The 17,476-nt window shown below is 37.9% G+C and carries 14 protein-coding genes and 1 tRNA gene; 12 read left to right on the top strand and 3 right to left on the bottom strand.

Annotated elements, in window-relative coordinates; genetic code table 11:
- Window positions 1-17: 17 nt before the first annotated feature.
- Window positions 18-114, top strand: a tRNA-Sec gene (locus CZ487_RS26540).
- Window positions 115-368: 254 nt separating this feature from the next.
- A complete protein-coding gene (gene corA / locus CZ487_RS08160) occupies window positions 369-1,385 on the top strand; it encodes a magnesium/cobalt transporter CorA (protein WP_077211626.1) in 1,017 nt (338 codons plus the stop codon).
- A gap of 166 nt (window positions 1,386-1,551) precedes the next feature.
- On the opposite strand, the gene CZ487_RS08165 is transcribed toward corA, so the two are convergent.
- Together CZ487_RS08165 and CZ487_RS08170 are read right to left on the bottom strand one after the other, a co-directional pair.
- Window positions 1,552-1,857 (bottom strand): AzlD domain-containing protein, encoded by a 306-nt coding sequence (locus CZ487_RS08165; RefSeq protein ID WP_077211627.1) that lies wholly within the window; start codon window positions 1,855-1,857, stop codon window positions 1,552-1,554.
- On the bottom strand, window positions 1,850-2,563 hold the full coding sequence (locus tag CZ487_RS08170; RefSeq protein ID WP_077211628.1) for an AzlC family ABC transporter permease: 714 nt from the start codon (window positions 2,561-2,563) through the stop codon (window positions 1,850-1,852). Before CZ487_RS08170 ends, CZ487_RS08165 begins: the two co-directional genes overlap by 8 nt.
- Before the next feature lie 398 nt (window positions 2,564-2,961).
- On the opposite strand from CZ487_RS08170, the gene CZ487_RS08175 reads away from it, so the two are divergent.
- The 10 genes from CZ487_RS08175 (at window position 2,962) to CZ487_RS08220 (ending at window position 16,423) form a co-directional block, all read left to right on the top strand.
- On the top strand, window positions 2,962-4,035 hold the full coding sequence (locus CZ487_RS08175; protein WP_077211629.1) for a Wadjet anti-phage system protein JetD domain-containing protein: 1,074 nt from the start codon (window positions 2,962-2,964) through the stop codon (window positions 4,033-4,035).
- Window positions 4,026-5,540 (top strand): hypothetical protein, encoded by a 1,515-nt coding sequence (locus CZ487_RS08180; protein ID WP_237562817.1) that lies wholly within the window; start codon window positions 4,026-4,028, stop codon window positions 5,538-5,540. The genes CZ487_RS08175 and CZ487_RS08180 overlap by 10 nt, the downstream gene beginning before the upstream one ends.
- On the top strand, window positions 5,537-6,283 hold the full coding sequence (locus CZ487_RS08185) for a DUF6063 family protein (protein WP_077211631.1): 747 nt from the start codon (window positions 5,537-5,539) through the stop codon (window positions 6,281-6,283). Before CZ487_RS08180 ends, CZ487_RS08185 begins: the two co-directional genes overlap by 4 nt.
- The gene (locus CZ487_RS08190; RefSeq protein ID WP_077211632.1) at window positions 6,261-10,724 is read left to right on the top strand and encodes a coiled-coil domain-containing protein; all 4,464 of its coding nucleotides are present in this window, start codon (window positions 6,261-6,263) and stop codon (window positions 10,722-10,724) included. The genes CZ487_RS08185 and CZ487_RS08190 overlap by 23 nt, the downstream gene beginning before the upstream one ends.
- 172 nt (window positions 10,725-10,896) lie before the next feature.
- A complete protein-coding gene (locus CZ487_RS08195; protein ID WP_077211633.1) occupies window positions 10,897-11,247 on the top strand; it encodes a hypothetical protein in 351 nt (116 codons plus the stop codon).
- A gap of 87 nt (window positions 11,248-11,334) precedes the next feature.
- Window positions 11,335-11,637, top strand: coding sequence for an EthD family reductase (locus CZ487_RS08200; protein ID WP_077211634.1), 303 nt, complete (start codon window positions 11,335-11,337; stop codon window positions 11,635-11,637).
- A gap of 221 nt (window positions 11,638-11,858) precedes the next feature.
- Window positions 11,859-13,508 carry a flavin-containing monooxygenase gene (locus tag CZ487_RS08205; protein WP_077211635.1) on the top strand — a complete coding sequence of 550 codons (1,650 nt, stop codon included), beginning with the start codon at window positions 11,859-11,861 and terminating at the stop codon, window positions 13,506-13,508.
- A gap of 65 nt (window positions 13,509-13,573) precedes the next feature.
- Window positions 13,574-14,503, top strand: a complete 930-nt coding sequence (locus CZ487_RS08210) for an alpha/beta hydrolase (RefSeq protein ID WP_077211636.1) — start codon at window positions 13,574-13,576, stop codon at window positions 14,501-14,503.
- A gap of 136 nt (window positions 14,504-14,639) precedes the next feature.
- Window positions 14,640-15,383 carry an NUDIX hydrolase gene (locus CZ487_RS08215; protein ID WP_077211637.1) on the top strand — a complete coding sequence of 248 codons (744 nt, stop codon included), beginning with the start codon at window positions 14,640-14,642 and terminating at the stop codon, window positions 15,381-15,383.
- A 77-nt stretch (window positions 15,384-15,460) separates the two neighbouring features.
- Window positions 15,461-16,423 carry a phosphoglycerate dehydrogenase gene (locus CZ487_RS08220; protein WP_077211638.1) on the top strand — a complete coding sequence of 321 codons (963 nt, stop codon included), beginning with the start codon at window positions 15,461-15,463 and terminating at the stop codon, window positions 16,421-16,423.
- A 30-nt stretch (window positions 16,424-16,453) separates the two neighbouring features.
- Here the strand turns inward: CZ487_RS08220 and CZ487_RS08225 are convergent, their stop codons facing one another.
- Window positions 16,454-17,356: a LysR family transcriptional regulator gene (locus CZ487_RS08225; protein ID WP_077211639.1), complete on the bottom strand. Its 903-nt coding sequence runs from the start codon at window positions 17,354-17,356 to the stop codon at window positions 16,454-16,456.
- Between the last annotated feature and the right edge of the window lie 120 nt (window positions 17,357-17,476).

Below are 17,476 nucleotides of genomic sequence, written 5' to 3' on the forward strand. Positions count from 1 at the left end.
ATGATAATTGTCTATTCGGGGCTGAATGGGGTACTGGTGTCCTCCACGGTCTTCAAAACCGCTTGTGTCCTGCGTGCCAGGATAGCTGGGTTCGATTCCCAGGCAGTCCCGCCAAACCTTGATACTATTACATATTTAACCGTACAGTGAAGCAATCACTCGTATGGTTTTTTTGTTTTTTTCGCTAGACCGTGTGAGACTTTTCGTTGAAACCGTTATTGAACGTTTTGTAAAGTCGTATAGACCCTGGTCGAATTCACAGATTTTAGACATTTACGAGTACAAAATTTGATGTCAGCCTGATCGCAGCTTATATAAATCCTAAATTAATAAATAATATATAGAAAAGAAGTTGAAAGGATAGTTGTATGCAAATGCAAATGAGACAGGCTGGAGTTCAGGACAAGCCCATATTATTATTCTATCGGTCCAAGGATAAATCTAGTCAAGAAGTAAATGAATTTTCGGTTCCAAACCAAGCAGGGGATACACTCTGGGCTCATATTACGCCTTCTAATAAAAATGAGCTGACAAAGTATATTGAACAACTCAATATGCATCCACTTGCAGCAGATGCCATCACCTCCTTTAGTGAATCGCCCAGAATGGATATGTATCAGAACCATATGTATATATCAACGTTTGCGATTAAAGGGGATTATTCTACTGTAAGAATCAGTATTTTATTAGGTGAAAATTATGTCATTACGCACGAAGAAAAAAATGACTTAGAAATTTTTTCTACCTTATTAGAGGATTTTAGTGACCACCCTCAACATATGTCAAATCCAGGCCATATTCTTTATCACATCATGGATCAAGTAAGTAAATTTTATTTAGAGGCTGTTGATACAATTTCTAATGAAATTCAGGCAATTGAGAAGAATGTATTTAAGGCTCCCTTTGCAAATGAAATAGGGCACGAAGTTTATAATTGGAAAAGAAAAATACATAAGTTAAGACAGGTTGTCGAGGCTGAGGAAACGGTTATTAAGGATATTGGGAATTCAGATCTGCCAAATAAAAATGAAGATTCTGGGATTTACTTAAAAACGTTAGAAAATAATTTTCAAAGGGTAGTAACTGCGTTTGATGCTTTTATTGATAAATTAAATGGAGTGTTTGATTTACAAATGTCTCTTAAAGCCGATCATACAAACGCTATAATGAAAACGTTAACTTTAGTGAGTGTTATTTTTATTCCTATGACTTTTATCGCAGGAATGTACGGAATGAACTTCGAGCAAATGCCTGAATTAGCCTGGAGATTTGGCTATGTTTACGTACTTATTCTCATGTTCGGCTTAGGTATTGGCATTGCATTGTATTTCAGAAGCAAGGGCTGGTGGGGAAACAAACCAAAATCTAGTGAAAAAGATAATTGATCTACTACCCCCTCCTTACTAATCTTACGGTTTGATCGAAGAAGGGGATTCCTAAATAAATTCCGAAACATATGACCGTCTTCTGTTTAACTAGAAGGCGGTTTTTAAATTATTTTACTTCGATAAACTTTTTGCTTCTAAGTTTGAAGTTAGTATAATACCTCCCTTAATACAAAAACAGTTCTACTATAAAAACAGAAAAACAGGATATTAGGGCAACACTCACTAGACTTGCTCCCCGGTAGGCAAAAAGAATGGCAATAATAAAGCCAACTAGCGCGGACCATGGCGATGCCGTTGCCTCTAAAATTGCCGGAAAAACCATCACGGCCAATGTCACATACGGAACATAGTGTAAAAACGAACGGATATACACGTTTTTGATCTCTTTTCTGACGAGAGTAAGAGGCAGAACCCTAATGAGATATGTCACAAATGCCATCACCAAGATATAAAAAATAGCATTATTCATAAGTATCCTCCTTTACCGGAAAGACAACCGCTGCGATACCTGCAATTAAAATCGTTAAGATGATAATTTTTACGCCGGATGAGATAGACTGAAGTAATGGCAGCTCGGCAAATACCAAGCTTAATACCATAGAACTGACAATGACTCCCGTAAGGATTTTATTCCCTTTTGCCGGAGGGATAATGACAGCAAGCAGCATTCCAAACAGTGCAATACTTAATGCACTAGTTAATCTTGGCGGCAGAATATTACCAGAAATAATTCCAAACAGTGTGCCTAGTGTCCATCCTGGAACAGCAACACTCATCACACCATAAGCGTAATAAGGGCTTAACTTTCCAGAAACCGAAACGGACACCCCAAATACTTCATCTGTAATCCCAAATGCCATTATTAATCTATGGAAAATGGACGTGTTTGGATCAATCCTTTGGGATAACGCAAACGACATTAAAAAATATCTAGAGTTAATAATCAGCTGTGTGAGAGCAACTTCTACGATTGCTGCGGCACTGGCAATAAGCGTAAGCCCTGCAAACTGCCCAGCTGATGTTAAGTTAGTCATGGACATAAATACCGCTTCAAATGGATTTAGCCCCGCTTGTTTGGCGAGAATACCAAAGGTAAATGAAACTGCAAAATAACCCATCGCAATAGGAATTCCGTTCTTTATCCCACTTTTCCATTCTCTTATATTTGTTTTCATTTTCTCTCCTCCATAATGCTGCGATGCAAAGGTAATTCTACCATTCTTTTGGTATTTTTTTTATTAAAATGATTCTAGCATAACAATTTGTTTTCGCAAAATTAATAATATAATAGAAGAAAATCTAATGTGAGTGAAGTATGAAATTGAGTCGCTATCATATCTTTTTGAAAGTGATTGAAAAGGTAGTTTCACGAAGCCACTTCAAAGTTAAGGTAAGTACGAATACATATATAAGCTGCACAGTGGTGTTTTACGATCGTGTGGTTTTTTGTTATTTGCTTCCGTAAAATCTATAGGAAATTTCATTTACCAACCATCACTTACCTGGTTTATAATAGAAGGATGTCGAAATTTTGTACTTTGTGTAGTTGTTCATCACAAAGAGAAGTAAGTAGGTGAGTACAATCGATATCATTGAAACAAGGGTGAGGGGTTTTATTGAAGACATTCAACACCCGAGTCAGAAAAAGAAGATTAATATTTACGATCTAGAGCTTCAGTTGCGTAAGCTTTCAGATGATTACTTTGAAATGGATGGTTATTCGCTGTTCTACCACGCGATCGAAACGCTTGAAGCCGAAGGGCAGCTGATTCCGATTCGAAATAACCAATACAATGGAAGAACACCTAGCTTGCCACTATATTACTGGGTGAATGTAAAAGTTCAGGCAGTAAAATGGGACCGGCTTGAGATGATGAAGTTAAGTAATCTATTTGATTTCTCATTTTACGAAAGGCATCCTGAATGGCAAACAAAAGATGAATGGAATAGGATCGAAAATTTATATACTTTTTTGAAGTCCATTGACGAACGGGAATTTGTGTCATTAGAAGAAAGAAGTCTGGAACTGTTTGGACATGAAAAATTTTTGCTGGACAGTGAAAGTTTCCCAGAAGGGAAAGGGTTCTTAACTAGAATTGGTGTATCACAAGAGCAGTTAAAAGTGGTGCATTATGGTGAGCCTTTTGTTTTTTGGCTGAAACAAGGAAAAGAAATAAAAGATATTCAGCGTGTTCTTATCGTTGAAAATCTATCATTCTTTCATACTTCTATTAAATTATTGGAAAAGGATCAACTTGATTATGAACCTGAGCTCATCATATATGGTGAAGGGAAGAAAATCGAAAAGAGCTTTTCCTTTTTCTTTCGAATGTTTCCCAGAAAGAATTATTTATTCTATTACGCAGGAGACCTTGATGCGGAAGGATACGGGATCCTCATTCGGTTGATTGAAAAGTATCGGGATAGCTGTATTCAGCCTGCCTTAAAAATCTACCGTAAAATGCTTGAGTATTATGAACAAAGGAATGATCAGAAAATGGGTCAAATGGAGAATACGGAGTATCGCGATCTATTTTTTCAATGGTTTACGGAAGAAGAGCAGTCAAAATTAATGGAATTATGGTTGGAAAATAAGCGAATAGCTCAGGAAGTTTTAAACATCGAAACATGGAGGAGATGGTTGTGAACGAGTCATGGGAAGGTTTCGCACAAAGAATGCAACGATTGAACCCATTGTTCGAACTAGGCAGGGGAATGGAGGTAGGGGAGCTGAAACCTCATCTTCAGACGATCCTCATGCAGGTACTTCTCACCCTTTTCTATAAAGAACTAAATGATGATATTCATAGAAGAAAGTCAGACATCAAGTATATGGTTGAAGATTCGATTAAACAAATGAAGCTGTTAGCAGATGAAAAACAGATTGAAAGGATTACAAGCGGGCTTCTCTATCAGGGAAAAGAAGAATACAGTAAGCCGTTTGAAGCCTTGTATTATGATGAAGTAAGACAATCATGGGAAACGCAGGTCTTCCGTTATGTGAAAATGGATGAATCTTATACTAATTTAGAAATGGGCGGATCAATTGTTTATAAGCTGACAGATGTTGCTCAAGAAATGATTTTTATGAGCAGGGAAATGGCAGAAGAATTCTCGATTACGATCGAACAGCTCTATAGTATGCAGCTGATTAAAAACGGAAATTTTCGAAAGGCTACTCGTAACCTCGATCATCTCATTTCACGTGTTAACCGCCTGCTGGCAAGAGAGTTTTCTTTTCAAAAGGAAATGTTCAACAATCCCAAAATTTTATTAATGGAAGAGGAAATGCAAAGGGCCGATAATCGGGAGGAAATTGAGAAGCAATTTGATGAAGAAAAAAATCATTTCCGTACCATTCTTAGCATGATTGAAAAGACGAAACGCAGAAATGAAGAAGATGATTATATCCAAAAAGAATTGATCCTTCTTCAGGAAAAAATCGGCCATACAAGGCAGCTGCATGACCGGCTTGCCAAACTTGTAATTCAAAATATCTCTTATGAAATGAAGTTAAAAGCAGAGAATCCTTCACTGTTCTGGGAAACAAGCCTTGTTTCATTTAGGGAGCATATCTATGAGAACTGGTTTATGAAAGAAGGCGTGAAAAGTTTCAGCTCTATTGAAAAAGTGCTTTCGCCTTTATTTTCACCGAAGAATGAATTTATTTTGCCGCTTGATTGGGTATGGGGAGAACAAGAGTTTGATGAAAAACAAGTAAAAGATGTTGTGAATGAGGAAGAAGTGGAAGAAAAGGCTCCTCGTAAGCGTGTAACGAACTGGGATTCTGTTGTGAAAGCATGGAGTTATGTCTTTCAATATTTGCAGTCATATCAGGAGTTTTCTTTGGCTGATTTATCACAGCTGCCATTGGAAGTGCAGGATTTATGGTTTGAGGAGTCAGAAACCATTGATTTATGGATGATGTTTGATAAAAAGCCGTTGAAGGTTCAAGTGCTGCATCGTAAAGAAGAAACGATTACGGACGAACGCGAGATTCTACTTTTAAAACTCATGAAAGAATACCCGCAGTTTGAAACCTTAGAAGGTTCGATGATTTTTACTGTGTTTGATCATCGTGCCGAGCCTTTACTGTGGCATCGTACGAAATTGACCCCATTTAAAATATGTGTTCAGGAGGCAAAAGCATGAGTGCAGAAACCATCAAGAGAGCATCAGCGGTCTTTTTTACTCTATTAAAAGAGAAAGTCATTGACGAAAATAGTGAACATTTTCAAACTTATTTTGACCCAGAAGTGAGACAGACGGTTTTATTATTGGCAGATGAGTCGGGTACGTATATCATTGAATCCCCGAAACGAATTCAGTTGGTTGTTCAGCCAACCGGTTCAGTCTTTGCAACGAATTTCACCCATATGAAAGACAAGCATAAGCAAATTGAAACGAAAAAACATTTTCATCTTGTTAGTGTAGTCATCATGACTTTCTTAGCAGCTATCGACCGCAATCAAGCTGCTAGAATACGAACACAACGGGAAGGGATTAGCTTCTTTGCATTAGAACGTCTTGTCGACGAACTTATCATGAAATGGGATGGCATTCTTAGAGCTCAGCCAACCTTCGGGGAAGATAACCGAATTGATATGAAGGATGTTGTGACAGTATGGAAGTTCATGGAAGTCGATACAGATCACTTTGGGCCGAAAAAAGGGAATAAACGAACTAGAATCGGTTTAATTACGAGTGCCATGCGTTTATTGGATACGGAAGGGTTAATCGTCATTCTTGACCGCGACGAAATAGCTAAGGCGATTCCAAGACAAGAACTGTTTGAACGGATTGAATATTTGTATCACGATTATGACCGCTATGAATTATTTAAGAAATTAATCAATACAGAGGAGGATGAGCATGCCGAAAATTCATCGAATTAGAATTGTTGGCCTGAAGTATGATGGCATGCAAAAGCAATACAAGGATACTACTTTTAGTTTTCATAACGAAGAGACTTCGACAAACGGGCTCATTTCGATGATGAACGGAGGTGGAAAAGGGGTATTCCTTCAAACCATTTTCCAGATACTGAAACCGGGTACATCGTGGGGGAAACAGAATAATCGGTATTACCAGCAATTCTTCTTTAATAATAAAGAACAGTTTATTCCTTATACCTTTCATGTCGCCATTCAGTGGGAATTGGATGGGAGTGACAGCAGGCATCTGATTACTGGAGGAATGTTCTCAGCTGAGCAGCGGATTTCAATGAGTGAAGAGAATGGAAATGAAAGTACGACTTTGGAACAAGAAGCGAAGATCCTTCCAAATATTACTTTTTATACAAGAGAGTTTGAACGGAAAGAAGAGGCAGCACTTGAACATATTCCACTTTATGAACATGATGAGGTGGCAGAAACCGAGAGTTTAAAGGACTACTTAAAATGGAATGGCTATGACGTCTACCGCGATACGAAGAAGCATTACCGTATTCTTGATACATACGGAATTAACCGTAAAGACTGGGATATTATGAAGGAAATCAACAAGGATGAAGGCGGAGTCGGAAAGTACTTTGAAGGAGCGGAAGATGATCATTCCCTTTTTCAAAAACGAATCATCCCTACAATAAGCGGGGTCTTGCATCGAACGGAACATCATAAGAACGATCTTGTGGAAATCTTTAAGAGTCAGGCTAGTATTGCAAAGGATCTGCCTGTTCTTTTAAAAAGAGAGCAAGCACATAAAGAGTTTCTAGAAGACATTGTTCCCTTTGAAGAGTATCTTGAAAAAGGAATCCTTCATAAAGAATTTATTGAAAATAGTGTGAAGGAAGGTAAACAACTGCTTGGTGCGTTAGAGCATTTGCTTCAAGTCGAGCGCGAAACACTGGTCACTTTAGAGAAAAGTATGGAAAAACTGACGATAAAGCAAGAAGATCTCCGCTACGAAAAAGATAATCTAGAGTATGCAAAAGCTCATCGTGAGGTCATGGATTGGGAAAAGAAGCTAGCTGAAGAAAAGAAGAAGCTTGATACATTACAAAACCTTGTAAAGGAAAAGCAAGAACACAAAGACCAGCTTGCTTTTAAAGCATTGTTAAAAGAATGGAGTGAAAATCAACAGAGCATTACTTCTCTTTCTCAGCAGATTGCGACATTGGAACAAAATAGCGGCTTAGAGGAAGTTAATCAAAGAATGGATGAGATTAAAAAAGAAGCGGTTATCCATTGGGAACATTCACTTCAAGCCATTAAAGATGTAATGAAGCAGTATGCCGGTTATCAAAAGTTCTTGAAGAAAAAAGAGAAGGAACTATCTCAGCAGGATAAACAAAAGACAAAAGACATTGCTCAAATCACAACAGAAATTGATTTTCTTTATACGCAAATTCATAATTTTGAGTCGAAAGCGGAAGAACTTATTAAAGAATTTGGCGATGTATTAACATATGACTTGCAGGGATTTATCGAAAGACTTTCTAATCAAGTCCAAGATAAAAAAGCTGGGTTGGAAGAGTTACAAGGGAAAGATAAAAAGTCTAGTGAAAAACAAAATCAACTTGCGACTTCACATGGTACACTCGTGCAATACATTCAATTTTTAGAGGAAAAGATTGAAGAGTTAATGGTTAAGAATGAAGGCCAAAAACAGAAAGAAGCGAAACTGGCAGAAAAACTTCATGGGTTACTAGAAGATGTGACGGTGCCATTTACTAATGCATCATTATCTAAGTACGGTACACAAGTAGAGAATCTGCTCAATGAAAATAACAAACTCGCGGAACAGATGAAGAAAGAATTGTGGGAAACACAGCTGGATCATTCTTTAAATGACGAACACTTCTGGATCGCAAATAAAGATGTAAAAGAATTAAAAGAATGGATTGATGAGAAGACGGGTATTGACGTGTTTTATGGCAGCCAATTTCTTCAATCATTAATTGGTGAAGAACAAGCGTTGTACCTAAGATCATATCCTCTACTTCCATACGGTCTAGTCGTCAGTGGACAGCAGTGGCAAAAAGTGAATGCCCAAGTTCTTTCCGGAAGAATGTTCAAAAGTCCTGTTCCAATCTTCTTACGTGAAGAAATGAACCTAGAAAGTGATCAGCCGTCGTTTGTCGTGCTTAATGGTTCGGAGAAAGAATTATTAACAAATAAAAACCAGTTCACCGACTGGAAAATTAAGATTGCGAAACAAATAGATGAAAAGAAAGAAACACTAGATGAAATTGAAAAAACGGAAAGTTCTTACCGCCGTATTTTAAAAGAAATCGATCGATTCTTAGCAAATGAGCTTTCCAGCGATATTGAAAGATCTTTAGAAAAGGAAGAGACTGCTCTTCTTTCGAAAAGAAATGAATTACAGGAAATTACGAATCAAGAAGACAAGGAGAAAGAATTACAGCTTGAGCTAATAAATCAGATGGAGGTTACTAAAAGAAAGATTGAAAAGCTTACTAAAGATGTAGAGACGTTAGAGGCATTCAATCAGAAGAAGTCCCTTCATGAAGAGAACAAGCGGGTGAAAAGAGAGAAAGAGAAACAAAAGGAACACTTATCTGCGAAGCAGCAAGAAATAGGGATTGAGCATCAAAGTATTATTGATTTGCAAAGAGAGTGGAACCAAACGTATGTTGAATGGAAGCATTCAATTGAACAAATCATTAAAGAAATTGCAGTCTTTGTTGAGAATGCTGCTTTTCCTGCTGAGGAAAAAGCAGAAGCTTGTGAAGATGTTCCACGCTTGTCATCTCATATATTAGAAGAAATCAAAGGAAGAATAGACGAACTTAAACAATTGCAAAAATCAAAAGAAGAACAGGCAAGGGAACTGCTTGTTATTCAGGCTAGAAAAGAAACTGAACAAAAACAGCAAAAAAAGTTAGAGAAAAAGCTGAACGCTCTTAACAATGAGTGGAAAGATGAACCAGAGCCGGAGGAGCCAATTAGTATATTAGAAAATATGCTGCAAACAGCTCAAAAGGAAGTAAAAGCAGCGGAAAAAGAAGAACGAGAACAAGAAAAAGCTGTAACGGTTGCAGAAACTTCCATGGAGCATGGTATTGCACAGCGCGCGAAGTCTGAAAAGAAAGTGGCCAAGCATGAGAAAGAGCCGGAGAAATGGGAAGAATTTGACTTAGAAGTAAAAGCTGTAGAAATTAAGGACCAAACGAAGAGAATAAAAGACGAAATCAAACAGACAGAGAAGCTGCAAAAAGAAACTGAGTCAAAGATTACGGGATATGAAGGCGATATGTTAACCCTATCCGTGATTCTAAAAGAAGAAGCGGCAGCCTTTACAGAAGAAGATATTGAAAAAATTAAGAGCCAAGGAAAACAATGTATTCTTTCCTGGTGTGAAGAACATCAAAGCATTCAAGAAGACGGACAAGAAAAGCATGCAAAAATCGACCAATCACTAAGAAATTTGAAGCTCACCATTGAGGGGAAAGATTGGGAGATCCGCTTTAAGAATGAAGTATTAACGACACTTGATCATATGGATACAAGGCATTATCACCATATTGGAAACATTGTGAAGAATATGAAGCGTTTCTCCATGAGTGGATTAGAGCAATTGGAACGTGATAAAGAAAGAGCTGAAAAGGCGCAGAACTTCTGGGCAAGCCGTGCCAGCATGAAGGTCATGAGTATTGCTGAAGCGATTCGCTCGATGATTGCAAAAATGAAATTGAAAAACGAACGTGGTTCGTTTCCGCTTGTTCAGCTTAAGGAAGACATCCTGCCTAAGAAAGCTGAAGATATCGAATCGTTGTTAAAACAGCACTTTGTAAGTGCCATTAACAAAATAACGAACAAATTTGATGCTATTGATGATCATAATTCATTACTAGATCAAGAGATTAAACAACTGATTAGTGATGAACAGATATTATTTGTCTCTTTAAGAAATCGATATCCAGAGCTGCTTGTGTACAATATGCGAACCGATAATGCCTTTATGTATGGGAAACCTCAAAGAGAGCATTATTCTACATGGAAAACGATTAATCAAGGGTCGAAAACGAAGTCCGATGGAAGCGGCGGACAAAAGCTTTCAGCTCGAATGGTGATGATGATGATGCTCTTATCTGTTAAAAGCGAAACAGACCAAGCTTGGGTACCGTTAGTCTGTGATAATCCGTTCGGACAGGCCGCATCGGCACATGTTCTTGACCCGATCTTTGCGGTGGCTGAAAAATTGAAGTTCCAATTCATCGTTGTGACACCGCCAGAACTGGTGAAAACGGAAATCAGCCAACGATTCGATGCTTTTTATAAGTTGGACTTCCTTCGTGAAAAAGGAAAAGAAATTGTCTCGGAAACAATTGTTCCGGCATTTCGGATTTATCAAGGAGAGGAAGCAATGCAGTGATATTCTCTTTATCACTTGCTTCAAGAGGCAGAAAAAACATCCATAGAATTAAAAAACCAAACTAGCGCATTTGCCTAGTTTGGTTTTTTTAATGACATTCAAGAATAACAATCGTGATCGTTCATAAACTTTTGGTAACTAAGTATTCAAAACATGGAATCGGGGTGATAAATTGGTATCGGAAATGGAGAAAGCAAAGCTATTGGCGGAGAATATTAGAGGGTTTAACGATTATGTTCATAAAAGCTATCAAGAAAAGAATGTTCACCTTTCAGATCCAGAAAAACTTTTTCGTTTAAAGCTTCTTGTAGAAGAGTATAAGCTTCATATTATTGCAGATGAACTATGGAGAATTAATAGATTTACATGGGATGAGAAGGTGACTTATCTTTTAGTGCACCGGTTTAAAAAGGCAATTACTATTATAAGTGAATACATTGAGAACAATTACGAGGATCTTTTTATATTTACCCCAAGACTTAATATTTTAGAATCGATTTGCGATTCTTTTAGAAAAATTTGAATTTTTTAAAAATTCTGATTGATTTAGTAGTTTTTTGAATGTATATTTAAAATAGTTAATATAATTAACCAAGGAGGGGTTGTTTGATTGGCGAAACTAATTGTTATGTATGAAGAACCGAAAGATAAGGATGGTTTTGAGAAACATTATCATGATGTGCATATCCCGCTTGTGAGGAAAATGCCTAATATTAGAGAAGTTGCTGTTCAGAGGGTGTTACAAACTCAAAATTCAGATGTGAACTATTATTTAGTTGCAGAATTAATATTTGAAGATATGGAGACACTTTCGAAGGCATTCGCTTCGCCAGATGCGCAAGCTGCTCAAAATGATATGGCTAATCTACTGCCATTTCTAAATAAGCCGCCTGTTACGGCAATTTTAGATTAATTGTACTCGAAAGTCGCAGATCTTCCTTTAACGGAAGATCTACGATAAATATGTTTTCATACTTAACCAGTAATAGGAATATACATTTAAGTTATGCAAACGCTTTCAGGTTATTGTAATGATTTAGGACATGAACTGAAAACTATTGAACTATTAAAAATCGTTTTTTGTTGAATGAGGTTTTGGAAAACAAAAATAAAATTTTTAAAGGAGTTGGTACAATGTCACTGAGTCATGGACAAAAGAGCAATCATGTTGCTGAGTTAGATGCTGTTGTTATTGGGGCAGGTTTTTCTGGACTATACACACTTCACCGCCTGCGTGAAATGGGATACAAGACTCGAGTTATTGAAGCAGGAAATGGCGTTGGTGGTACTTGGTATTGGAATCGTTATCCTGGTGCGCGCTGCGATATTGAAAGTATTTATTATAACTATACTTTTTCTGATGAAATTTTAAACGAATGGACATGGTCCTCAAGATATGCTCCTCAACCAGAAATCCTTCAATATGCTAATTTTGTAGCTGATAAATTGGATTTACGGCGCGATATTCAATTTAACACGAAAGTTGTTTCAGCACATTATAACGAGGATCATAATCGCTGGGACATCGAAACAGATGATGGTGTAAAGTTGTCTGCTAAGCATCTAATTGCTGCAGTTGGCTGTCTGTCGGTCTCAAATGTGCCAAACTTTAAGGGAATTGAGAACTTTGAGGGTGAGTGGTATCACACTGGACGCTGGCCGCATGAAGAAGTTAGTTTTAAAGGAAAAAGGGTTGGTGTTATCGGAACTGGATCGAGTGGGATTCAGGCAATTCCTGTCATCGCGGAGGAAGCCGAACATCTCACTGTGTTTCAAAGGACGCCACAGTATAGCATTCCCGCTAGAAACGAAGCATTGGATCCTGAATATGTGAAGCAGATTAGAGCAAATTACAGCGAAATTAGGAAGAAAATGCGAGAATCTGCACATGGTGTTCCATTCGGTCCGAGAGAACGTTCTGCTTTAGATGATCCTCCTGAAGTGCGTCAAAAGCTTTTCGAAGAAGCCTGGGAGAAAGGCGGACTGTTTTCACTAAGCTACAACTACAATGACCTAGGGCTTAATGAGGAAGCTAATAAAACGGCGGCTGATTTTGTTCGTTCTAAAATACGCGAAATTGTTAAAGATCCTGAAACGGCAGATAAGCTGATGCCAACTTATTATATTGGTACAAAGCGTCAGATTATTGATACAAACTATTATGAAACTTATAACAGGGACAATGTTTCGTTAATTGACATCAAGAAGGCCCCTATCGAGGAGATTACAGCAAAAGGGATTCGTACTGCTGATAAAGAGTATGAATTGGATGCAATTGTTTTCGCGACAGGCTTTGATGCAATGACTGGACCGTTATTTAAAATCGATCTTCGCGGCAGAGGCGGGGTATCGTTGAAAGAAAAATGGGCTGGCGGTGCTAATTTAAGGACTTATCTAGGAATCAGCACAGCTGGATTTCCAAATTTCTTCATGATTACAGGTCCTGAAAGTCCTTCTGTACTGAGCAATATGATGGTTTCGATTGAACAACATGTGGAATGGATTACAGATTGTATTGATTATCTTCATAAAAATAATCAAGCTTCAATCGAAGCAAATCCTGACGCAGAAGCAACTTGGAGCAAACATGTCCGAGATGTAGCTGAGGTAACACTTGCGGTTAAGACCGACTCCTGGTATATGGGGGCAAATATTGAAGGAAAACCACGAGGCTTTATGGCCTATCTTGGTGGGGTAGGAACATACCGGCAAAAATGTACTGAAGTGCAAGAAAAGGGATATGAGGGATTCACCTTATTATCGACTTCTAATACTGCGAAGTAATTTAATAGAATTAGATAATTTATCGTTTGCATAATTATTAAATAGAACTAGGAGGAATGAATACTATGGCTCTTGATCCACAAGTAAAATTTCTATTAGAACAAATGGAGGCAGCAGGTGCCCCTCCAATGAATACGCTTACTCCTGAAGAAGCTAGACAAGGAACCGACTTAAGGGCTTTGGCAGGGGAGCCTGAGGAAGTAGGAAAAGTAGAAAATAGAACAATACCGGGACCAGGTGGTGAGATCCCAGTCCGTATTTACACACCACAAGGGCAGGGGCCTCATCCCGTGCTGATCTATTATCATGGAGGCGGATGGGTAATTGGTGATCTTGATACAGTTGATGTCACTTGCAGACTATTAACTAATAAAGCTAGCTGCGTGGTTGTTTCTGTTGATTATCGTCTAGCTCCTGAACATAAGTATCCGGCGGCAGCTGAAGATTCTTATGCTGCTGCAAAGTGGGTGGCAGAAAATGCAGCCTCAATCGGGGTTGATCCAAATCGCATAGCAGTTGGCGGTGACAGTGCCGGCGGTAATCTAGCGGCTGTCGTGGCTTTAATGGCTAGGGATTCAGGAGGGCCATCAATATGTTATCAGATGTTAATTTATCCTGTTACCAACCATTCTTATGAAACAGCATCTTACCGGGATAATGCAGAGGGGTATTTCTTAACAAAAGATAGTATGGTTTGGTTCTGGAATCATTATTTGCGAGAAGAAGCAGATGGGAAAAACCCATATGCATCTCCATTACTTGCGGAGGACTTAAGCGGCTTGCCTCCAGCTCTTGTTCTGACAGCGGAATTTGATCCGCTTCGTGACGAAGGTGAAGCATATGCAGCTCGTCTGAAAGAAGCTGGGGTGGAAGTAGAATCTACACGTTATAATGGAATGATCCATGGATTTTTCTGGATGCCAGGTGTGTTAGATCAAGGTAAAAAAGGAATTGAACAGGCGGCAAATGCGTTAAGAAATGCTTTCTCAAAATAAATGAAAGAAACAAGAAGAACCTTCTACAAAATCATGTAGGAGGTCTTTTTCTGTGGTTTAACCTAGCACTCCTGCTTAAATATCCGCGTACAATAGATTACAAGAATGGACAAACTTAAATAAAGTGAGGATTAACATGTTTTACCGAAGAGAAACTTTTCAAATTCATCCAAAAAACATGAATGAGCATATTAAATTCTTTGATGAGAATATTCTTCCGGTACAGATAAAAAGCGGGGCAAAGCTAGTAGGAAGCTGGGTTACAGATGATCGATCTGAACATGCTGTTTTCTGGGAATATCCAAGCGAAGAGGAGTATATAAAAATAGATAAACGAGTAAAAAATGATCCGATGTTTTTACAAAAGTATGAAGGATTATACTCAGACTATCGGCAGGAATTTTTAACTCAAACAGGAAAGTACGATACCCCACTGCAGAATGTGACAGTCAGCGGCTATATTACAAATGAAAAGAATGAAACTCTGCTGGTTAAAACCTCTTGGAGGTCTGACACTTATGAATTGCCCGGGGGAGGAGTGGATTTTGGGGAAACATTAGATATGGCTTTGTGCAGGGAGATTCTTGAAGAAACAGGAATAGAAACTGAGCTATCCGGTGTAACCGGAGTCTACTCAAATGGAAACACAATCTGTGTTGTATTTAGAGGTAAGTGCATTGGCGGAGCACTCCAGCTTTCAGATGAAACAAAGGAAGTTATGTTCGTCAAATTAACAAAGTCAAATGTTTCAAACTATATAAAACGAGGCAAATTTGTTCAAAGAATCACAGATGCCATGAAAGGACGATGTGTACCACATGAGGCCTTTAAAGTCCGCCCGTACGAACTTATAAAAAGGATAGAAGAGAGTGCTGACTAGTAAATAACTTCTCCCTTTATTCTTCTTTTAGTTTATACTCTAATTAAGATACGCAACAAGAGTAAAGGGGATAACTTATGAAAATATTATTTATGTTAAGAGATGCTTTTTATGACGCAAATCCAAAGCTCATTCATGATGCAAAATTATTAGGAGCGCAGGTAAAGTTCCTATACACTGACCATGGTATCGATAAGAAAGAGCTGATAGAGCAAGTAAAGGATGTAGACATTATTGTTGTAGCAGTGGTAAAAATTGATCAAGAGGTTATAGATGCTGCACCACAATTAAAGTACATTATTAAATATGGAGCAGGCTACGATAATATAGATGTAGAGTATGCCTTCCAAAAGGGAATACCTGTCACAAATGCACCAGGCCAAAACGCAGAATCAGTTGCTGACCATGCTTTCGGGTTAATGTTAACTGCAGCAAGAAAAATTCCTCAAAAGCACCAAGAAATTAAAGCGGACCATTGGGAATTATCTATGGGGAATGAAATCTATCGAAAACGACTGGGGATTATTGGATTCGGCTCTATTGGTCAAGCCATTGCCAGACGTGCAGCGGGATTTAATATGGAAACGATTTGCTATGGAAATTATAAGGACTTTGATGCTGCTGCGAAATGGAATGTGAGTTTTGTAGATTTAAATGAGCTTTTTTCTTCCTCAGATTTTATTATCATCAGTACATCTCTATCTGAAAACAACCGAAAAATGGTAAATAAAGAAACTCTCTCATTAATGAAGCCCACAGCTTTTATCATTAATATTTCACGAGGCGGACTGATTGATGAGGGTGATTTAGTGCATGCTCTGAAGGAGAATAAGATAAGAGGAGCTGCATTAGACGTATTTGAGAAAGAACCTCCAACAGGGGAGTTAGCAAAGCTGCCTAATGTCATAGCAACTCCACATATTGGCGGAGCAACCTTTGAAGCGATCGAAAGAATTGGAGATATTACGATTACTAATATTAAGAAATTTATGGATCATAAAGAATTGAAGCATGTTATTGCACCAAAAACGAAAATTTAAAAGCTGATAACTAGCCAACGCACAGCAGAGTTATGACTGTGCGTTTTTGTTTGGCCATTTATGATTCAAAGCTTGGATGAAGGTTTTGACCATCTTTTTTTCCTCCATAATGGGGGAATAGACATAGGAAAGGGTTCTAGTAAAGGATTGGTTTTTTATTTTGATGATAGAGAGGTTCGAGTGCTTAATATCCCTCTCGATCACACTTTGAGAAAGAAGTGAAAGACCCATGCCGTTTATTACAGTTTCCTTAATACCCTGGTTACTGCTAATGGTAAGGATCGATTTAATCTTCAATCCATTTGAACGAACGACATGATTAAAATACTCCCTTGTACCCGAACCTACTTCTCTTGTTACCCATGATTGATTCTGCAGGTCTTCAATAGGCACTTCACCCTTCTTAGCAAGGATACTGTCATTAGCACCGACGATAAATAACTCATCCTGCATAAAGGGATGAACAGACAGTTCTTTTTCGTTTGTCTGCCCTTCAATAAGTCCTATATCTACTTGATAGAGTCGGACAGATTCAACGATTTCTTCCGTATTTCCAATGATGACCTGCAATTCTATTTCTGGAAATTCTTTTTGGAGGTCATGTAATAAGGTAGGCAGTATATATTCACCGATTGTAAAACTGGCCCCAATTTTTAACTGTCCCCTTATGGAGTTGTGATGTTCTAAAATATCTAGTTTCGTTTGTTCATATATCGTGATCATTTGTTTAGCACGATCATATAAAATTTCACCAGTTGGGGTGATTTTTAAATATTTAGGTGATCTCTTGAATAATTTCGTTTGAAATTCCTTTTCCAAGTTTTTTATATGAAGACTGACACTTGGTTGAGACATAAGGAGCTTTTCTGCTGTTTTTGTGAAATTTTTTACCTCAGCAAGAGTGACAAATGTTATCAATTCTTCATAATACAATGAAACCCCTCCTTATATTAGTAATATTAATAGTAATGATTACTTATAATTATTTTACTAATTGTTTAACTTTCGGTAAAGTTCTAATATAGAAACATTTAATCCCGACTTAATTTATAG

It is taken from the genome of Robertmurraya dakarensis, from assembly GCF_900156875.1.
In the GTDB taxonomy this organism is placed as follows: domain Bacteria; phylum Bacillota; class Bacilli; order Bacillales; family Cytobacillaceae; genus Robertmurraya; species Robertmurraya dakarensis.

Bases quoted from the DNA above. Each gene is read 5' to 3' on its own strand.
- corA (WP_077211626.1), top strand. From the start codon at position 369: ATGCAAATGCAAATGAGACAGGCTGGAGTTCAGGACAAGCCCATATTA.
- CZ487_RS08165 (WP_077211627.1), bottom strand. From the start codon at position 1,857: ATGAATAATGCTATTTTTTATATCTTGGTGATGGCATTTGTGACATAT.
- CZ487_RS08170 (WP_077211628.1), bottom strand. From the start codon at position 2,563: ATGAAAACAAATATAAGAGAATGGAAAAGTGGGATAAAGAACGGAATT.
- CZ487_RS08180 (WP_237562817.1), top strand. From the start codon at position 4,026: ATGGTTGTGAACGAGTCATGGGAAGGTTTCGCACAAAGAATGCAACGA.
- CZ487_RS08185 (WP_077211631.1), top strand. From the start codon at position 5,537: ATGAGTGCAGAAACCATCAAGAGAGCATCAGCGGTCTTTTTTACTCTA.
- CZ487_RS08190 (WP_077211632.1), top strand. From the start codon at position 6,261: ATGCCGAAAATTCATCGAATTAGAATTGTTGGCCTGAAGTATGATGGC.
- CZ487_RS08205 (WP_077211635.1), top strand. From the start codon at position 11,859: ATGTCACTGAGTCATGGACAAAAGAGCAATCATGTTGCTGAGTTAGAT.
- CZ487_RS08210 (WP_077211636.1), top strand. From the start codon at position 13,574: ATGGCTCTTGATCCACAAGTAAAATTTCTATTAGAACAAATGGAGGCA.
- CZ487_RS08215 (WP_077211637.1), top strand. From the start codon at position 14,640: ATGTTTTACCGAAGAGAAACTTTTCAAATTCATCCAAAAAACATGAAT.
- CZ487_RS08220 (WP_077211638.1), top strand. From the start codon at position 15,461: ATGAAAATATTATTTATGTTAAGAGATGCTTTTTATGACGCAAATCCA.